At 55.0% G+C, this 15,974-nt stretch carries 18 protein-coding genes; 6 read left to right on the forward strand and 12 right to left on the reverse strand.

The genetic code is table 11. From position 1 onward, the window contains the following. Window positions 1-109 precede the first annotated feature (109 nt). From proX to ACOTXD_RS02875, 8 genes are all read right to left on the reverse strand, one after another. Window positions 110-1,105 (reverse strand): glycine betaine/L-proline ABC transporter substrate-binding protein ProX, encoded by a 996-nt coding sequence (gene proX, locus ACOTXD_RS02840; protein ID WP_017382774.1) that lies wholly within the window; start codon window positions 1,103-1,105, stop codon window positions 110-112. 9 nt (window positions 1,106-1,114) lie between these two features. Then, window positions 1,115-2,179: a glycine betaine/L-proline ABC transporter permease ProW gene (proW, locus tag ACOTXD_RS02845; protein WP_061856242.1), complete on the reverse strand. Its 1,065-nt coding sequence runs from the start codon at window positions 2,177-2,179 to the stop codon at window positions 1,115-1,117. Beyond that, window positions 2,172-3,374, reverse strand: coding sequence for a glycine betaine/L-proline ABC transporter ATP-binding protein ProV (gene proV / locus ACOTXD_RS02850; protein WP_022649131.1), 1,203 nt, complete (start codon window positions 3,372-3,374; stop codon window positions 2,172-2,174). Before proV ends, proW begins: the two co-directional genes overlap by 8 nt. A gap of 333 nt (window positions 3,375-3,707) precedes the next feature. Further along, window positions 3,708-4,667 carry a class 1b ribonucleoside-diphosphate reductase subunit beta gene (nrdF, locus tag ACOTXD_RS02855; protein ID WP_061856241.1) on the reverse strand — a complete coding sequence of 320 codons (960 nt, stop codon included), beginning with the start codon at window positions 4,665-4,667 and terminating at the stop codon, window positions 3,708-3,710. Between the two features lie 9 nt (window positions 4,668-4,676). After that, a complete protein-coding gene (gene nrdE / locus ACOTXD_RS02860; protein ID WP_061856240.1) occupies window positions 4,677-6,821 on the reverse strand; it encodes a class 1b ribonucleoside-diphosphate reductase subunit alpha in 2,145 nt (714 codons plus the stop codon). After that, the gene (gene nrdI, locus ACOTXD_RS02865) at window positions 6,794-7,204 is read right to left on the reverse strand and encodes a class Ib ribonucleoside-diphosphate reductase assembly flavoprotein NrdI (RefSeq protein ID WP_003862188.1); all 411 of its coding nucleotides are present in this window, start codon (window positions 7,202-7,204) and stop codon (window positions 6,794-6,796) included. Before nrdI ends, nrdE begins: the two co-directional genes overlap by 28 nt. Beyond that, on the reverse strand, window positions 7,201-7,440 hold the full coding sequence (nrdH, locus tag ACOTXD_RS02870) for a glutaredoxin-like protein NrdH (RefSeq protein ID WP_017382770.1): 240 nt from the start codon (window positions 7,438-7,440) through the stop codon (window positions 7,201-7,203). The genes nrdI and nrdH overlap by 4 nt, the downstream gene beginning before the upstream one ends. Window positions 7,441-7,683: 243 nt before the next feature. Continuing rightward, complete coding sequence (locus ACOTXD_RS02875; RefSeq protein WP_017382769.1) at window positions 7,684-8,010, reverse strand: DUF883 domain-containing protein; 327 nt, start codon at window positions 8,008-8,010, stop codon at window positions 7,684-7,686. Between the two features lie 158 nt (window positions 8,011-8,168). Here ACOTXD_RS02875 and ACOTXD_RS02880 point away from each other — a divergent pair, with 158 nt between their 5' ends. After that, window positions 8,169-8,513 (forward strand): DUF2002 family protein, encoded by a 345-nt coding sequence (locus ACOTXD_RS02880; protein WP_006811693.1) that lies wholly within the window; start codon window positions 8,169-8,171, stop codon window positions 8,511-8,513. Window positions 8,514-8,545: 32 nt separating this feature from the next. Here the strand turns inward: ACOTXD_RS02880 and alaE are convergent, their stop codons facing one another. Beyond that, window positions 8,546-8,995, reverse strand: a complete 450-nt coding sequence (alaE, locus tag ACOTXD_RS02885; RefSeq protein ID WP_022651718.1) for an L-alanine exporter AlaE — start codon at window positions 8,993-8,995, stop codon at window positions 8,546-8,548. A gap of 496 nt (window positions 8,996-9,491) precedes the next feature. Here alaE and stpA point away from each other — a divergent pair, with 496 nt between their 5' ends. Next, entirely contained in the window at window positions 9,492-9,896 is a 405-nt protein-coding gene (gene stpA / locus ACOTXD_RS02890) for a DNA-binding protein StpA (RefSeq protein WP_022651717.1), read from the forward strand. A gap of 37 nt (window positions 9,897-9,933) precedes the next feature. Here stpA and ACOTXD_RS02895 read toward each other — a convergent pair whose 3' ends face one another. Both ACOTXD_RS02895 and ACOTXD_RS02900 read right to left on the reverse strand, forming a co-directional pair. Further along, window positions 9,934-10,113: a hypothetical protein gene (locus ACOTXD_RS02895; RefSeq protein ID WP_003862199.1), complete on the reverse strand. Its 180-nt coding sequence runs from the start codon at window positions 10,111-10,113 to the stop codon at window positions 9,934-9,936. An 82-nt stretch (window positions 10,114-10,195) separates the two neighbouring features. Continuing rightward, on the reverse strand, window positions 10,196-10,714 hold the full coding sequence (locus ACOTXD_RS02900) for a rhodanese family protein (protein WP_032609995.1): 519 nt from the start codon (window positions 10,712-10,714) through the stop codon (window positions 10,196-10,198). Between the two features lie 179 nt (window positions 10,715-10,893). Between ACOTXD_RS02900 and ACOTXD_RS02905 the strand changes: the two genes are divergently transcribed. After that, on the forward strand, window positions 10,894-11,052 hold the full coding sequence (locus tag ACOTXD_RS02905; protein WP_023314704.1) for a YqaE/Pmp3 family membrane protein: 159 nt from the start codon (window positions 10,894-10,896) through the stop codon (window positions 11,050-11,052). On the opposite strand, the gene ACOTXD_RS02910 is transcribed toward ACOTXD_RS02905, so the two are convergent. After that, entirely contained in the window at window positions 11,049-11,978 is a 930-nt protein-coding gene (locus ACOTXD_RS02910) for a LysR substrate-binding domain-containing protein (RefSeq protein WP_015571650.1), read from the reverse strand. The genes ACOTXD_RS02905 and ACOTXD_RS02910 overlap by 4 nt on opposite strands. A 320-nt stretch (window positions 11,979-12,298) precedes the next feature. Here ACOTXD_RS02910 and ACOTXD_RS02915 point away from each other — a divergent pair, with 320 nt between their 5' ends. From ACOTXD_RS02915 to ACOTXD_RS02925, 3 genes are all read left to right on the forward strand, one after another. Next, entirely contained in the window at window positions 12,299-12,904 is a 606-nt protein-coding gene (locus ACOTXD_RS02915; protein ID WP_061856239.1) for an ankyrin repeat domain-containing protein, read from the forward strand. A 108-nt stretch (window positions 12,905-13,012) separates the two neighbouring features. Continuing rightward, entirely contained in the window at window positions 13,013-14,554 is a 1,542-nt protein-coding gene (gene fdrA, locus ACOTXD_RS02920; protein ID WP_100154185.1) for an acyl-CoA synthetase FdrA, read from the forward strand. Beyond that, window positions 14,554-15,969 carry a DUF1116 domain-containing protein gene (locus ACOTXD_RS02925; protein ID WP_061856237.1) on the forward strand — a complete coding sequence of 472 codons (1,416 nt, stop codon included), beginning with the start codon at window positions 14,554-14,556 and terminating at the stop codon, window positions 15,967-15,969. The genes fdrA and ACOTXD_RS02925 overlap by 1 nt, the downstream gene beginning before the upstream one ends. The last annotated feature ends 5 nt before the right edge of the window (window positions 15,970-15,974 follow it).

A 15,974-nucleotide genomic window follows, 5' to 3' on the forward strand; every position in this document is an offset into this window, starting at 1 on the left:
ATGTGTGTGTTTGTGCGGTTAAGCCCCTCACCCTAACCCTCTCCCGAAGGGAGAGGGAACGCTAACACCCTCTCCCTTCGGGAGAGGGCTGGGGTGAGGGGAAAGTACTTTACTTCTGCGCCTCAAGCGCCTCTTTCACCCAGCCATCGAACTGCTGCTGGTGGGCTTTGATCCAGCCATCCACGTGGCCTTTGATATCTGCTTCGGATGATTTACCCGCGTGCATCATCGCGTTCTGGGCGTTAATGTCAGCCAGCGGCAGTTTCATCACCGAGAACAGCTTCGCCGCCGCAGGGTTTTTCTCGGCCCAGGCTTTGTTCGCCACGATATGCATGGTATTCACCGGGAAGCCATAGTTCATGCCATTTGGCAGTTTGGTGTCGATATCTTTCTGCTCGCCCGGCAGGGAAGAGAAGGGCACCTGCAACCACACCACGTCTTTGCCCGGCTTCAGCACGTCGCTCACCCAGTACGGCGTCCAGGTGTAGTAGATCACCGGCTTGCCTTCTTTAAAGCGGGCGATGGTGTCGGCCATCATCGCAGAGTAATTGCCGTGGCTCACGTCGACGGTCTTCGCCAGATCGAAGGCTTTGTTCTGGTGGTTAATTACCGCTTCACAGCCCCAGCCCGGCGAGCAGCCCATCATGTCGGCTTTGCCGTCACCGTTGGTATCAAAGAGTTTGGCGATCTTCGGATCTTTCAGCTGTTCAATATTGGTGATGTGATACTTATCGGCGGTTTTCTTGTCGATCAAATATCCCTGCGCAGCGCCAGTCACAAAGGTGCCTTCGCGGTAGAATTTCTTGTCACCGCCTGCGGCGGCATACATATCGTCGTGCAGCGGCTGCCAGTTCACGGCGGTAAAGGTGGCATCGCCGGAGGCAATGGAGGTATAGCCCACGTTGTAATCCACTTCGCTGGCGGTATTCACCGTATAGCCCAGTTTCTCCAGCGCACGGCTGACAATCTGGGTCTGGAAGGACTCTTCCGAAATGGTGCTCTGCACCGGCTGCACGGTAATGCCTTTGCCCGGCAGGTCAGCGGCAACTGCGCTGGTGGAGACAAGGGTCGCAAACGCTGTGGCAAAAAGTACGTTATGTCGCATCGTTGTTCCTTATTTTGTGAATGGGCGGGTGAGTAACCCGACAGGGCCGGTGGTGTACCAGCGACGGTTGCCGCGACTGCGTGAATCACGACCGACAGCCTGGGTCAGGCGGTCAAGAATGATGGCGAGGATCACAATCCCGACGCCGCCGACGGTCGCCAGCCCCATATCGAGACGGCCAATGCCGCGCAGTACCATCTGACCTAACCCGCCAACGGCAATCATTGAGGCGATCACCACCATCGACAGCGCCAGCATCAGCGTCTGGTTAACACCTGCCATAATGGTCGGCATCGCCAGCGGAAGCTGAACCTTAAACAGCATCTGACGCGGGCTGGCGCCGAACGAGCGCGATGCCTCTATCAGATCCGCAGGCACCTGGTTAATGCCCAGAATGGTCAGACGAATAATTGGCGGAAGGGCGAAGATAATGGTCACGACCACCCCCGGTACGTTACCGATGCCGAACAGCATCACGATAGGCACCAGGTAAACGAACGCTGGCGTGGTCTGCATCGCATCCAGCAGCGGGCGGATAATTTTCGCGGCCCGGGGGCTGCGCGCCAGCCAGATCCCCATCGGCAGGCCGATCGCCACGCAGAACAGCAGGGCGGTCAGCACCAGCGCCAGGGTGATCATCGCCTGAGACCACGCGCCAATCGCGCCGATGGCAATCAGGGAGATCAGCGTGGCGATCCCCATACCCGCGCTGCCGAACTGCCATGCGAACAGCGAGAACAGGATAATCGCCACCGGCGCGGGCATGCCCAGCATCAGCTGCTGGAAGCCGTTCAGGATGTAATCCACCGGGATGCGGATCCCCTGGAACACCGGACGGAAGTGGGTAACGACCCAGTCGATCCCCTCCGTTACCCAGCTATCCAGCGGGATCAGCGTCTTGTGGAACGGATCCATAATATTGAAATGCTCTGGGGCAGGCGCTGGTGCGCTGTTGAGCCAGTCTGCCGCGCCGCCGCCATCGGCAGGCGCAGGCGTCGAACCCCACGCATCGGCAGATTGCGCCGCGCTGTCCGCTGCTTCAGTGGTGCCCCATGGGTTTGATTGATCAGCCATTGTTTGTCCCCTCGCGATCTAAAGCCTGTAGCAGCATCCGTTTTGAGATGATGCCAACGTACTGTTGTTCTTCACCGACGACCGGCACGGCGCACGGCGCCTGACCCACGTGAGAGAGCAACTCGCTGAGCGGCGTTTCGGCGTCCACGGCAAGCGGAGCGTCAATCAACGCTGCATCGATTCCCTGGTTTTCGCTCAGGGCGGTTTTCAGGGAGTCGATGGAGACCACGCCGACAAATTTATTGCCGCGTTCAACCAGATAACCGTATTCACGGTCTTCGTCCTGCAACAGCTTCAGCGCGGAGCGCGGACCAAAACCTGGCGTTTTTCGAATAATGCCGTTTGGTGTTCGACGGGCAATATCTTTCGCACTGAATACGTGGCTAATATCCACGCCGCGGAAGAAGGTGCGCACATAATCATTCGCCGGATTATTGAGAATTTCATCCGGTGTGCCGACCTGCACCACTTCACCATTTTGCATAATGGCGATACGGTCACCAATACGCATGGCTTCATCCAAATCGTGAGAAATAAAAACAATGGTGCGCTGATGTTTGGCCTGTAATTTTACCAGCTCATCCTGCATCTCGGTGCGAATTAAGGGATCGAGCGCCGAGAAGGCTTCGTCCATTAATAAAATATCCGGATTAATCGCTAATGCGCGCGCTAATCCCACACGCTGACGCATACCGCCGGAAAGTTCATCCGGGTAGGCATGTGCATAATTCTCCAGCCCAACCTGACGTAGCGCATCAAGGGCTTTTTCCTGACGTTCCTGAGCGGGCGTACCGGCTAATTCCATGCCAAAGGCGGTATTATCCAGCACCGTCATGTGCGGCATCAGCGCGAATGACTGGAACACCATCGCAATCTTCTTTCTGCGCACCTCGCGAAGCTCAGCGTCGGATATTCTGGCGATATCCACGCCGTCAATCAGCACCTGCCCGCGGGTGGGTTCAATCAGGCGATTGAGAAGGCGAACCATAGTGGATTTACCCGAGCCGGATAATCCCATGATGACAAAAATCTCGCCTTCTTCAATGGCCAGACTGGCGTCTTTAACGCCAAGCGATAGCCCGGTTTTTTCCAGAATTTGCTCTTTCGAAAGGCCTTTCTCAATATATTTGAAAGCACGCTGCGGGTGCTCGCCAAATACTTTATAAAGATTTTTCACTTCTAATTTAATTGCCATGCAATAGAGAGTGTCCTGTTATTTGTTTATGTCGATATGATTACCATGGTAAATAGTTAACTGGCATTACCCTAACATACTCAGAATCTGAGACAACCCTGGGCCAGCCGAAGGCCAGAATTTTGCCGCAAGCGAAACGGCTGAATTTCCCATGAATAAAGGGCTGAGGGCGGTTTGAATTTTTCTCAATTTTTTGCTGCTGCATGGGGAAATTTCGCCTGAATCGGTGTGTTTCAGGCGAATATGATGGGGAAATTACAGTGTAGTACCTGGTGGAATATTTGGCTGGAAATAATGAAATGCAGAGTTAATTAATGAACGTTAATTCATTCATTAAAAATCCCAGTCCTCGTCTTGCGTCTCCACCGCTTTACCCATCACGTACGACGAACCGGACCCGGAAAAGAAGTCGTGGTTTTCATCGGCGTTGGGCGACAGCGCCGCGAGGATCGCCGGGTTCACTTCCGCCATGTCTGGTGGGAATAACGCTTCGTAGCCCAGGTTCATCAGCGCTTTGTTGGCGTTGTAGCAGAGGAAGGCTTTTACGTCCTCTTCCCAGCCCGTTCCGGCGTACAGCTCCTCGGTATAGCTCAGCTCGTTGTCATACAGATCCATCAGTAAATCGAGGGCAAAACCTTTGAGTTCCTCGCGTTTTTCCGGGGTGGCTTTCTCCAGTCCTTTCTGGTACTTATAGCCGATGTAATACCCGTGTACCGCTTCATCGCGGATGATGAGGCGAATCAAATCGGCGGTGTTGGTGAGCTTGCCCCGGCTCGACCAGTACATAGGCAGCCAGAAGCCGGAATAGAAGAGGAAAGATTCCAGGAATACGCTGGCGATCTTCTTCTTCAGCGGCTCGTCGGCCCGGTAATATTCCAGCACCAGATCTGCCTTGCGCTGCAATGACGCGCTCTCTTCACTCCAGGCGTAGGCGGCGTCCACGTCCCTGGTCTGGCACAGAGTGGAGAAAATCGAGCTGTAAGAGCGGGCATGCACCGCCTCCATAAAGCTGATATTCGACATTACCGCCTCCTCGTGCGGGGTCAGCGCATCACTCATCAGCGCGGGCGCACCCACGGTATTCTGAATGGTGTCCAGCAGCGTCAGGCCGGTGAAGACGCGGATTGTCAGCTGCTGCTCGGCATGGCTCAGAGTTTGCCAGGCCGGAATATCGTTGGAGAGCGGCACCTTTTCCGGCAGCCAGAAGTTGCTGGTCAGGCGGTTCCATACCTCCAGGTCTTTATCATCCTGAATTTTGTTCCAGTTAACGGCGCTTACGCGTGACAGTTTCATCCTTTCTCCTTACAGCGCGCAGGACACGCAGCCTTCAATTTCGGTGCCTTCCAGCGCGAGCTGGCGCAGGCGAATGTAGTACAGCGTTTTGATGCCTTTCTTCCAGGCGTAGATCTGCGCTTTGTTGATATCCCGCGTGGTGGCGGTGTCCGGGAAGAAGAGCGTCAGCGACAGCCCCTGATCCACATGTTTAGTCGCCTCGGCGTAGGTATCAATGATCTTTTCCGGGCCAATTTCATAGGCGTCCTGGTACAGAGCCAGATTCTCATTGGTCATATACGGGGCAGGGTAGTAGACGCGCCCGGTTTTGCCTTCCTTACGGATTTCAATCTTCGACACGATGGGGTGGATGCTCGACGTGGCGTGATTGATATAGGAAATGGAGCCGGTTGGCGGCACCGCCTGAAGGTTCTGGTTATAAATGCCGTAGCGCATCACCTCTTCACGCAGCTGTTGCCACATCTCACGCGTCGGCAGGGTGATGCCAGCGCGGGCAAACAGCGCGCGTACTTTTTCGGTTTTCGGCTGCCAGTCGCCTTCCAGATACTGGCTGAAATACTCTCCGCTGGCGTAGCGGGACTGCTCAAAGCCTGCGAACCGCTGGTGGCGTTCGCGCGCCAGCATCATCGAGGTATGCACCGCATGCCAGGTGACGGTGTAGAAATAAAGGTTGGTGAAATCCAGCCCTTCGGGGCTGCCGTAGGCGATGCCCTCCCGCGCCAGATAGCCGTGCAGGTTCATCTGCCCAAGGCCGATGGCATGCGACGCGGCGTTGCCCGCTTCAATAGACGGTACGCTGCGGATGTGGCTCATGTCTGATACCGCCGTCAGTCCGCGAATGGCGGTCTCTACCGTGCGGCCAAAATCGGGAGAGTCCATGGTGTGGGCAATATTCAGCGACCCGAGGTTACAGGAGATATCCTTGCCCACGTCCGCGTAGTCGAGGTTCTCGTCGTAGCTGGACGCGCTGTTGACCTGCAAAATCTCCGAGCACAGATTGCTCATGTTGATGCGCCCGCCAATCGGGTTGGCGCGGTTCACCGTATCCTCGTACATGATGTACGGATAACCGGATTCAAACTGAATTTCAGCCAGCGTCTGGAAGAAATCCCGGGCGTTGATGGTTTTTTTACGAATGCGATCGTCGGCCACCAGCTCGTCGTACAGCTCGCTTATCGCCACGTCGCCAAAGGCTTTGCCGTAAATCCGCTCAACATCATACGGTGAGAAGAGCGCCATGTCGGCATTCTCTTTAGCCAGCTTAAACGTGATATCCGGGATCACCACGCCGAGCGACAGGGTTTTAATGCGGATCTTTTCATCGGCGTTTTCACGTTTGGTATCCAGAAAACGCAGAATGTCCGGGTGGTGCGCGTGCAGATAAACCGCACCCGCGCCCTGACGCGCGCCAAGCTGGTTGGCGTACGAAAAGGCATCTTCCAGCATCTTCATCACCGGGATGACGCCGGAGGACTGATTTTCGATGCGCTTAATCGGCGCGCCCGCTTCCCGCAGGTTCGAAAGCAGAAATGCCACACCGCCGCCGCGTTTCGAAAGCTGTAGCGCCGAATTTACCGCACGGCCAATCGACTCCATATTGTCTTCAATACGCAGCAGGAAGCAGGAGACCAGCTCGCCGCGCTGGGCTTTCCCGCAGTTAAGGAACGTTGGCGTGGCGGGCTGGAAGCGGCCGGAGAGGATCTCCTCCGTGAGACTTTCGGCCAGCACTTCATCGCCCTGCGCCAGCGTCAGCGCCACCATCACCACCCGATCTTCAAAGCTTTCTAAATAGCGTTTGCCGTCAAAGGTTTTCAGGGTGTAGCTGGTGTAATACTTCCACGCGCCGAGAAACGTCTGGAAGCGAAAACCGCTGGCGTGCGCCCGTTCAAACAATGCCACCACGAAGGCGCGGTCGTAGCGGGTCAGGACACGCTCTTCGTAATAACCCTCTTTTACCAGCCAGTCGAGACGTTCCTGCTGGCTGCCAAAAACGATGCTGTTCGGGCGCACATGAGCGGCAAAAAAGGCGTCCACCGCCTCACGATCTTTATCAAACTGAATGCGCCCCTCCCGGTCATAGAGGTTTAGCATGGCGTTTAATGCGTGGTAATCCGGCGTTGCCTGAATCACGCGCTCTGCGGTTGTCGTTGCCAAAATTCGTTCACTCCTTTACGCACGTTCTCTACGTCCTGCTGTGTCCCCATCAGTTCAAAACGATAGAGATACGGCACGCCGCATTTTTGAGAGATGACATCCCCGGCGCGGGCAAAGGCCTCGCCGAAGTTGCGATTGCCTGCGGCGATCACGCCGCGAATAAGCTGTCGGTTATGGGGATCGTTCAGAAAGCGGATCACCTGACGAGGCACAGCCCCTGCGGTGCCGCCACCGCCATAGCTGGGCACCACCAGAATGTAGGGTTCGTCTACCTGAATACGCTCCCGCTCGTTCAGCGGAATGCGTATCGCGGGCAGCCCGAGACGCTCCATAAACCGAAGCGTGTTTTCCGAGCTGCTGGAAAAGTAGACCAGCGTGCTCATGCACTGACGCCCTGAGCGGCAAGGCGGTTGATCATGTCCGGACGGAAGCCAGACCAGCTGGTGTCGCCGGCAACCACAACCGGAAGCTGACGGAAACCCTGCGCCCGCAGGGTGTCTGCCGCGTCGGGCACCTGATCAATATTGACCATCTCAAATGCCACGCCGCGGCTCTCCATCGCCCGTTTCGTGGCGTGGCACTGAACACAATCGTTACGAGTGTAAATAATAATGCTCATGATTCGCATTTCCATTTAGAATGAGAGGACGGCGCGAGTAAACGCGTCATATTGTGTGTGTCTTACTAAAGGGAATACTAGATGTAGTTTATATAAGTTTCAACCACACAAGATATGGGAAATTCAGATTAATAAGGCCCCGATGATGAGCCTGGCGGGGCAGGGCGGGCTGTACGGTTTTTTCAGGTTGTCAGGCAAAGAAAAGCCCCGGCGCCTGAGGCTACCGGGGCTAAGAACGCGCGCTTACTTACGCAGACTAAGCAGGGCGCCGACAAAAATCCCGACCGCCGCGACCGTTCCCAGCGTACAAAGCGGTTTTTCACGTACGAAGGTGGTGGCGCAGCTGGCCATGTCGCAGGCCGCCTGAGTGGTACGTGAGCGGCCGTTCATCCTTGCCCGCGTTTCACGCAGCAGAGACTGAGCCTTACGTTTCGCGGCATCTGCTTCGTCCTTCGCGTCAGAGCCCCAGGATTTCAATACGGCTTCCAGCGTGTCCGCTAATTGGCTGACATCGTTACGAATATCCTGTGTGTCGTCATTAATATCGTTTCGGTTCGGTCTGTTAAACATACGATCCTCCATAATTTGTGTTCCCGTTAAGTTTAGTCCAGAAATGTAATATCTGAAGCGAGTCACGGCTTATCGGGCAGTTTATGGAATATTCTGAAAGCCCTGCTAATGCTGAATACTGTAAGGTTGCCGGGCAGGAATGATAATGAGGAAAAGATATGTATTTACGACCCGATGAGGTGGCGCGCGTTCTTGAAAAAGAAGGGTTCACCATGGATGAGGTAACATCAAAAGCGTACGGATATCGCCGTGGTGAGAATTATGTTTACGTCAACCGTGAAGCAAGAATGGGGCGTACTGCTCTCATTATTCACCCGACACTCAAAGACAGAAGCCTGTCATTTGCTGAGCCCGCCTCGGATATTAAAACCTGCGATCATTATCAGCAATTTCCGCTCTATTTAGGCGGCGAGACGCATGAACATTATGGTATTCCGCACGGTTTCAGCTCGCGTATGGCGCTGGAGCGATTCCTGAAAGGGCTGTTTGGCGACGTACAATAACTCTGCGACTGGCATGAGCCAGTCGCCTTACCTTACGCTTTTGCCTGGCTATAAGGGCTGACTTTGAACAGGCGGCGGCAGTAGTCAAGAAAGTAACCGTACACCGCACCCATCAGCATGGATACCACGATATTTGAACTTACCGCAGCGGCGATTTGATGCCAGTCTGCGCCCACCGTCAGCAAAATAAACACATACACCGGGGACTGGAACGTCACGTAAGCCAGCACGTCCGCCAGGTTTTTTACCCAACCCGCCGGGCTAATACGCCGGGCTAAACGCATCACTGCATCGCGGTACAGGCCGTACGGCCAGGCGATCATGATATTCACCGGAATGGCCACCAGGCGCGACGAGAGAGATTGCTCAAAGGACATTCCCGACAGGAAAATTTCAATCAGCATATTCACGACGGAACAGTAAACGACCATCGCGAACGTATCCGCTACCGCATGGCGCAGGCGAGACTGCGGTGAGAACATGTCTGAACTCCTCGAACAGGACAAAAAAGTGGCGTTTTACCTGCGGCCTTTAGTGCTTTAGGTTGGTTTGTTTTGAGTGTATAGCGTATCTCTCTGGCTTTTAACTAACAAGTAGTGATTAATTTTTATTTTCTGGCGCTTTAGCCATAAAATTCTCTAAAAATGTGCGTTTTTTGCGCGCTTCGTTATTTTCTCTCCTCGTGCCTATTTTAGTGAAATATATCAATGAATTAGATTATCTATGCGCGTGTGAAACCTTTGTTGTGTGGGATTTTGGAGGCGGTTTTTTGAACGGTTTAAAACAGGGTTTTTTGGCCTGGGGAAGGGCGGTATATTACGCTTTAAAACAGACATATATTCCAGGGTTATATTAACGGGATATTCTAAAACATTTACAATAATGTCAAAACGTCACGGTGGGTAGATATCAGAACCAAAATCAATTATTCTGTTGCCTGATTTATGTTATACACACGAAGAAAGGTTTTTCATTATTATGGCTTTAACGTTACAGAATCTTAATAATATTCGTACCCTCCGGGCGCTGGCACGTGAATTATCCATGGATGTTCTGGAAGAAGTGCTGGAAAAATTCCGGATTGTCACTGAAGAAAAACGCAGCGAGCAGGCTGAATTAGAGCGTCAACGCGCTGAACAGCAGGATAAAATTAATGCTCTGCTGGAACTGATGAAAGCTGACGGTATTTCTCCGAGCGATCTGTTAGGCAGTGACCTGGCGCAGGCGGGTCAGCCGACGAAAAAACGTAAAGCGCGTGCGGCGAAATATCGTTTTATTGACGCGAACGGTGAAGAAAAAACCTGGACCGGTCAGGGACGTACGCCAAAGCCAATTGCGACCGCACTGGCAAACGGTAAATCGCTGGACGATTTCCTGATCTGATGATTATTCGGGCGGTGTATTCCGCCCGATTATTGACTTAGCAGACGCCAAAGTCACCTTCTTCGGAGTACAGAACTACGTCCGCCGCTTTCAGGTGATATTTCTCGCCCTGCTCATCGCTGGCCTGCACGGCCACAATGTTTTCACCATTCACTTCGAGCACTTTCAGTTTCGGACCGCCCTGACGCGGTTGGACATAATCACCGACAGAAAACATAGCACCTCCTCATCATTGTCATGATCTTCACCATAGCCCACGTCCGGGACGGGGTACAGCCTAATCTTTCAGATACTCCTTATCAGGTACGTCGGTTCCACGGCATCACTTTCAGAAGTCGCGCCATACCGCAAAAACCTGTCACTCCGGCGAACAGCAGCCCGGCGCCCACAAAACCGCTCAGCAGGAAAAAACCGCTGGAGACGCTGTAACCCAACACCACGCCGCAGAGGATCAGCAGCCCGGCAGCGATCTGCACCTGACGCATCAGCGGAAGCGGCTGCGATCGATCTTCAACGGTCAGCAGCCCGGCCTGTTTCCAGCCCTGAATGCCTCCCTCAACCACACAGGCGTTCGCAGGGGATGCTGCCTGCGCCAGACGAGCAGCATTGTTTGAGGTTCGTGCGCCGGACTGACAGTGGAAAATCACCGTTTCTCCCGGCGCCGCGTTAAGCCCGCCGGGTAACGAATCCAGCGGAATGGAGTGCGCCGCCGGAATATGCTCGCGGGCATACTCGTCGGGGTCGCGAATATCGATAAGTTTGGCGCCTTCAGCAATAAGCGCGTTTGCCTGCTGCGGCGAAATAAGAGGAAGAGACATTATGTTTCCTTACGGTCAATTTCAGAACAGTAGAGCATTTAAGGCCGGGTTTAAGCCAGTGTAAAGAGGGTAAAGGCAGGTAAAAGCGCGAGAGATGAATGGCAGTTACCCTTAAACTGGCTACGCTTAGAGAAGTGTCTTTTATAATTTTCAATTGGTTAGCTTGCACGGAGTTATTTATGGGTTTTTGGCGCGTTCTTTTTACGATTATTCTCCCGCCGCTGGGCGTGCTGCTTGGCAAGGGGCTGGGCTGGGCGTTTATTCTGAATATCCTTCTGACCATCCTGGGCTACTTCCCCGGTCTTATCCACGCATTTTGGGTTCAGACGAAGAGCTAGGTACGCCACAGTAAGTCACTGTAGATCCGGGTCAGCACGCCTTCGGGGCCAAATTGCTGTTTTATCCAGCGCGTGACCTGACCGGTCGCCGCATGCTGCGTGGCGAGCAGCATGCGCGAATCCTGGCGCGGATTATTGATTCGCCGCGTTACCAGCAGCCCATCCTCCACCGCCTCACGCGTCATGTATTCCGGTAAAAATCCAATACCTTCCCCCAGGATCTGACACTGGCATTTCGTGTTGAAGTCCGGCACCAGAATCGCCTCCTGACCGTGAAGCAGCCAGCCCACCTTCTTATTGATGGTATGCGCGGTATCCTCGACCATGATATTGGGATACAGACGCAGCTGACTTTCGGAGATGGGCTCAGGGGCGAACGCCAGCGGATGCGTGGGCGCGATGGCAAATACCCAGCGGATCGCGCCTATCTCGGTATAATCAATGCCGCCGCCGTCCAGCAGCGTATCCGGCGCGCCAATGGCGATATTGGCCTGATTATTAATGATGGAATCCCAGACGCCGTTATACACCTCGGTCGTCACCGTGATCTGGCAGGTGGGAAACTGTTTTTTCAGCACCTGGAGCAAACGCGCGGTATGGCGTGGCGTATACAAAAGCTGATTTATGCAGATGCGCACTCGCGTCTCAATGCCCTGAGAAATGGTATCAATCCCGCGCTTGATGGCATGAAAGTCATTCAGCAGGTCGGTCGCTTTACGATAAAAATAAAAACCGGATTCGGTCAGCTCAATGCTGCGCGTGTTGCGTACAAACAGCACCACGTCCAGGCCGGTCTCCATGCGTTTGATGGTGTAACTGATTGCCGAGGTGGTTACGCCCAGCTCGGCAGCCGCTTTGCTAAAACTGCCAAAACGTGCCGCGGTGGTGAAGGCCAGCAAATTCTCTTCGGTAAAGATGGAATTCATATTATGGCTCCTGGTGACCATCAGTTTTGAACATATTTTAACACTGGCGTTACTTCATAGTTGATGGTGGTCACAGTTCTGTATTTTTACGTAGGGCCGCGCTGTGTAAGGCTTTTTCAGCCATAAGGATAATGCAGCCTGAAGCGTGTAAAAGCGGTAAAACATAAGAAAAAGGTTGCACAGACGCACGTTTCTGCCGGACCGTTGAATTTAACTCAACAATGAATTGCGTGTCGATGAATCATTTTTAAGCGGATTCTTTTATGACCAGGCTGTTGCTATTCTCAGGTCATCAGAAGTGAAACATAGGGAGTCTGAATATGTCTGCAACTGCACTGGTTACAGAATTTCTGCTGGCGGCAGAAGAGGGCAATATCGACGCGCTAAAAGCCTGCCTGGAAAAAGGCGTGGATATTAACGTAACCAACCGCCAGAAAAGAACCGCCATTATTATTGCCAGCCTGAAAAAGCATTACGCCTGTGTGGAATTTTTAATTGCCGCCGGGGCGGATATTGATAAACAGGACCAGACCTGTTTTAACTCCTTCCTGATCAGCTGCCTGACCAATGATTTAACCCTGCTGCGCATTCTCCTTCCGGCGGATCCGGATCTCGACCGTCTGACGCGCTTTGGTGGCGTGGGCATTACCCCTGCCAGTGAAAAAGGGCACGTTGAAATCGTGCGTGAGCTGCTGGAAAAAACCGACATCAATGTCAACCACACCAATTTTGTCGGCTGGACGCCGCTGCTGGAGGCCATCGTATTAAACGACGGCGGCGCAAAGCAGCAGGAAATTGTGAAGCTGCTGCTGGATCACGGCGCGAACCCGCACATGACCGATAAATACGGCAAAACCCCGCTCGAACTGGCACGGGAAAAAGGCTTCAACGCGATCGCAGACCTGCTGCTGGCGGCAGGCGCGTAGCGCATTCGGTCAGCCTTCACCTGGCTGGCCGTTACTGAAAAAACGCATTGTTACCGACGTGCATTTAGCACGACGGCGGCCCCCTTTTATCTTAAACAGGTGAAAATAATGCCAACCAAAATCGTCATAAAAAAGAATACGTATTTCGATTCGGTTTCCTTAATGTCGGTTTCCACCAAAGCCAATAAATTGCCGGGCGTCGAGCAGGCGTTTGTGGCGATGGCGACGGAAATGAACAAAGGCGTATTAAAAAACCTCGGGCTATTAACGCCGGAATTAGCGGACGCGAAAAATGGCGACCTGATGATCGTGATTAAAGGCGACGCGGCAAATGATGAAACCCTGGCCGCCATTGAAGCGCTGTTCACGCGTAAAGAGCGCACGGGCTCCCATGAAGCACGCTACGCGTCGATTGCCAGCGCCAAAACCCATCGTCCGGACAGCAACCTGGCGGTGATTTCCGTCAACGGCACCTTCGCCGCCCGGGAAGCGCGTCAGGCGCTGGAAAACGATCTTAACGTGATGCTTTTCTCCGATAACGTATCGCTCGACGACGAGCTGGCGCTGAAGCAGCTGGCGCATGAAAAGGGTCTGCTGATGATGGGGCCAGACTGCGGCACCGCCATTATCAACGGCGCGGGGCTGTGCTTCGCCAACGCGGTGCGTCGCGGGCCGATTGGCATCGTTGGCGCCTCCGGTACCGGCAGCCAGGAGCTGAGCGTGCGCATTCATGAGTTCGGCGGCGGCGTGTCGCAGCTGATCGGCACCGGCGGACGCGATCTCAGCGAGAAGATCGGCGGCCTGATGATGCTCGACGCCATCGACATGCTGGAGGCGGACGACGCGACTCGGGTGATAGCGCTCATCTCCAAACCGCCAGCACCCGCGGTGGCTGAGAAGGTGCTGGCCCGGGCTCGCGCCTGCCGCAAGCCTGTAGTTGTGTGCTTCCTGGGCCGCAACGAACCGCCTGCCGATGAAGACGGTTTGCAGTTTGCTCGTGGCACCAAAGAGGCGGCCCTGAAAGCGGTGCTGCTTACCGGCATTAAAAAAGACGACCTGGATTTACATCCGCTCAACTGGCCGCTGATCGAAGAGGTACGCACCCGCCTGACGTCGCAACAGAAGTACATTCGCGGCCTGTTCTGCGGCGGCACCCTGTGCGACGAAGCGATGTTTGCCGCGCTGGAGAAGTTTGACGATGTTTACAGCAACATCCAGCCGGACCCGGCCAGGCATCTGAAAGATATCAGCGTTAGCCAGGCCCACACCTTCCTTGATTTCGGTGACGATGATTTCACCAACGGCAAGCCACACCCAATGATCGACCCGACCAACCGCATCAGCCGCCTGCTACAGGAGGCGCGCGATCCGCAGGTGGGCGTCATCGTGATGGACTTCGTGCTGGGCTTTGGCGCGCACGACGATCCGGTGGGGGTGATGATCGAGGCGATCAAAGAGGCACAGGCGATCGCGAACGCCGACAACCGTCCGCTGGAAATTCTCGGCTACGTGCTCGGCACCGATCAGGATCCGCAGTCGCTGGCGCAGCAGTGCCAGCTGCTGACCGACGCAGGCGTCATCTGGGCCAGCAGCAGCACCAACACCGGATTACTGGCACGCGAATTTGTCTGCAAAGGGGAGAAAGCATAATGACCACTTTATTCAACCAGCCGCTAAACGTCATTAACGTCGGCATTGCGATGTTCAGCGACGACCTCAAAAAGCAGCACGTTCCCGTGACCCAGCTCGACTGGACGCCGCCGGGGCAGGGCAATATGCAGGTTGTTGAAGCGCTCGACCAGCTGGCGGAAAAACCGCTGGCGGAGAAAATTGCCGCCGCGAACAAAATTGCCCTGGAGCGGATTATTCAGTCCCATCCGGTGCTGGTGGGCTATGACCAGGCCATCAACGTGGTGCCAGGCATGACCCGCACGACCATTCTGCACGCCGGTCCGCCAGTTACCTGGGAAAACATGTGCGGTGCGATGAAAGGCGCGGTTACCGGCGCGCTGGTGTTTGAAGGGCTGGCGACGGATCTGGAGGACGCCGCAAGGCTGGCGGCGTCAGGCGACATCACCTTCTCACCGTGCCACGAGCACGACTGTGTGGGCTCTATGGCGGGCGTCACCTCCGCGTCGATGTTTATGCACATCGTTGAGAACAAAACTTACGGCAACCGCGCCTTCACCAACCTCAGCGAGCAGATGGCGAAGATCCTGCGCATGGGGGCTAATGACCAGAGCGTGATCGATCGTCTGAACTGGATGCGCGACGTGCTCGGCCCGATGCTGCGCGACGCCATGAACATTATCGGCGAAATCGACCTGCGCCTGATGCTGGCCCAGGCGCTGCACATGGGCGACGAGTGCCACAATCGCAACAACGCGGGCACCACGCTGCTTATTCAGGCGCTGACGCCGGGGCTGATCCAGGCGGGCTATCCGGTGACGCAGCAGCGTGAAGTGTTCGAGTTTGTCGCCAGCAGCGACTATTTCTCCGGTCCGACGTGGATGGCGATGTGTAAGGCCGCGCTGGATGCTGCCCACGGCATTGAGTACAGCACCGTCGTCACCACCATGGCGCGCAACGGCTACGAGTTCGGCCTGCGCGTTTCCGGCCTGCCGGGGCAGTGGTTCACCGGCCCGGCGCAGCAGGTGATTGGCCCGATGTTCGCGGGCTACAAGCCGGAAGACTCCGGGCTGGATATCGGCGACAGCGCCATCACTGAAACCTACGGCATCGGCGGCTTTGCGATGGCGACGGCCCCGGCAATCGTGGCACTGGTGGGCGGCACGGTGGAGGAAGCCATCGATTTTTCTCGCCAGATGCGCGAAATCACCCTCGGCGAAAACCCGAACGTCACCATTCCGCTGCTCTCCTTTATGGGGATCCCGACCGCCATCGACATCACGAAGGTCGCGGGCAGCGGCATTCTGCCGGTCATTAATACCGCCATTGCCCACAAGGACGCCGGGATCGGCATGATTGGGGCGGGCATCGTTCACCCGCCGTTTAGCTGTTTTGAAAAGGCGCTGTTGACCTTCCGCGATCGCTACGTTCTATAAGGTAT

The organism is Enterobacter cloacae complex sp. CDL013, assembly GCF_049238805.1.
Classification (GTDB): Bacteria; Pseudomonadota; Gammaproteobacteria; order Enterobacterales; family Enterobacteriaceae; genus Enterobacter; species Enterobacter hormaechei_C.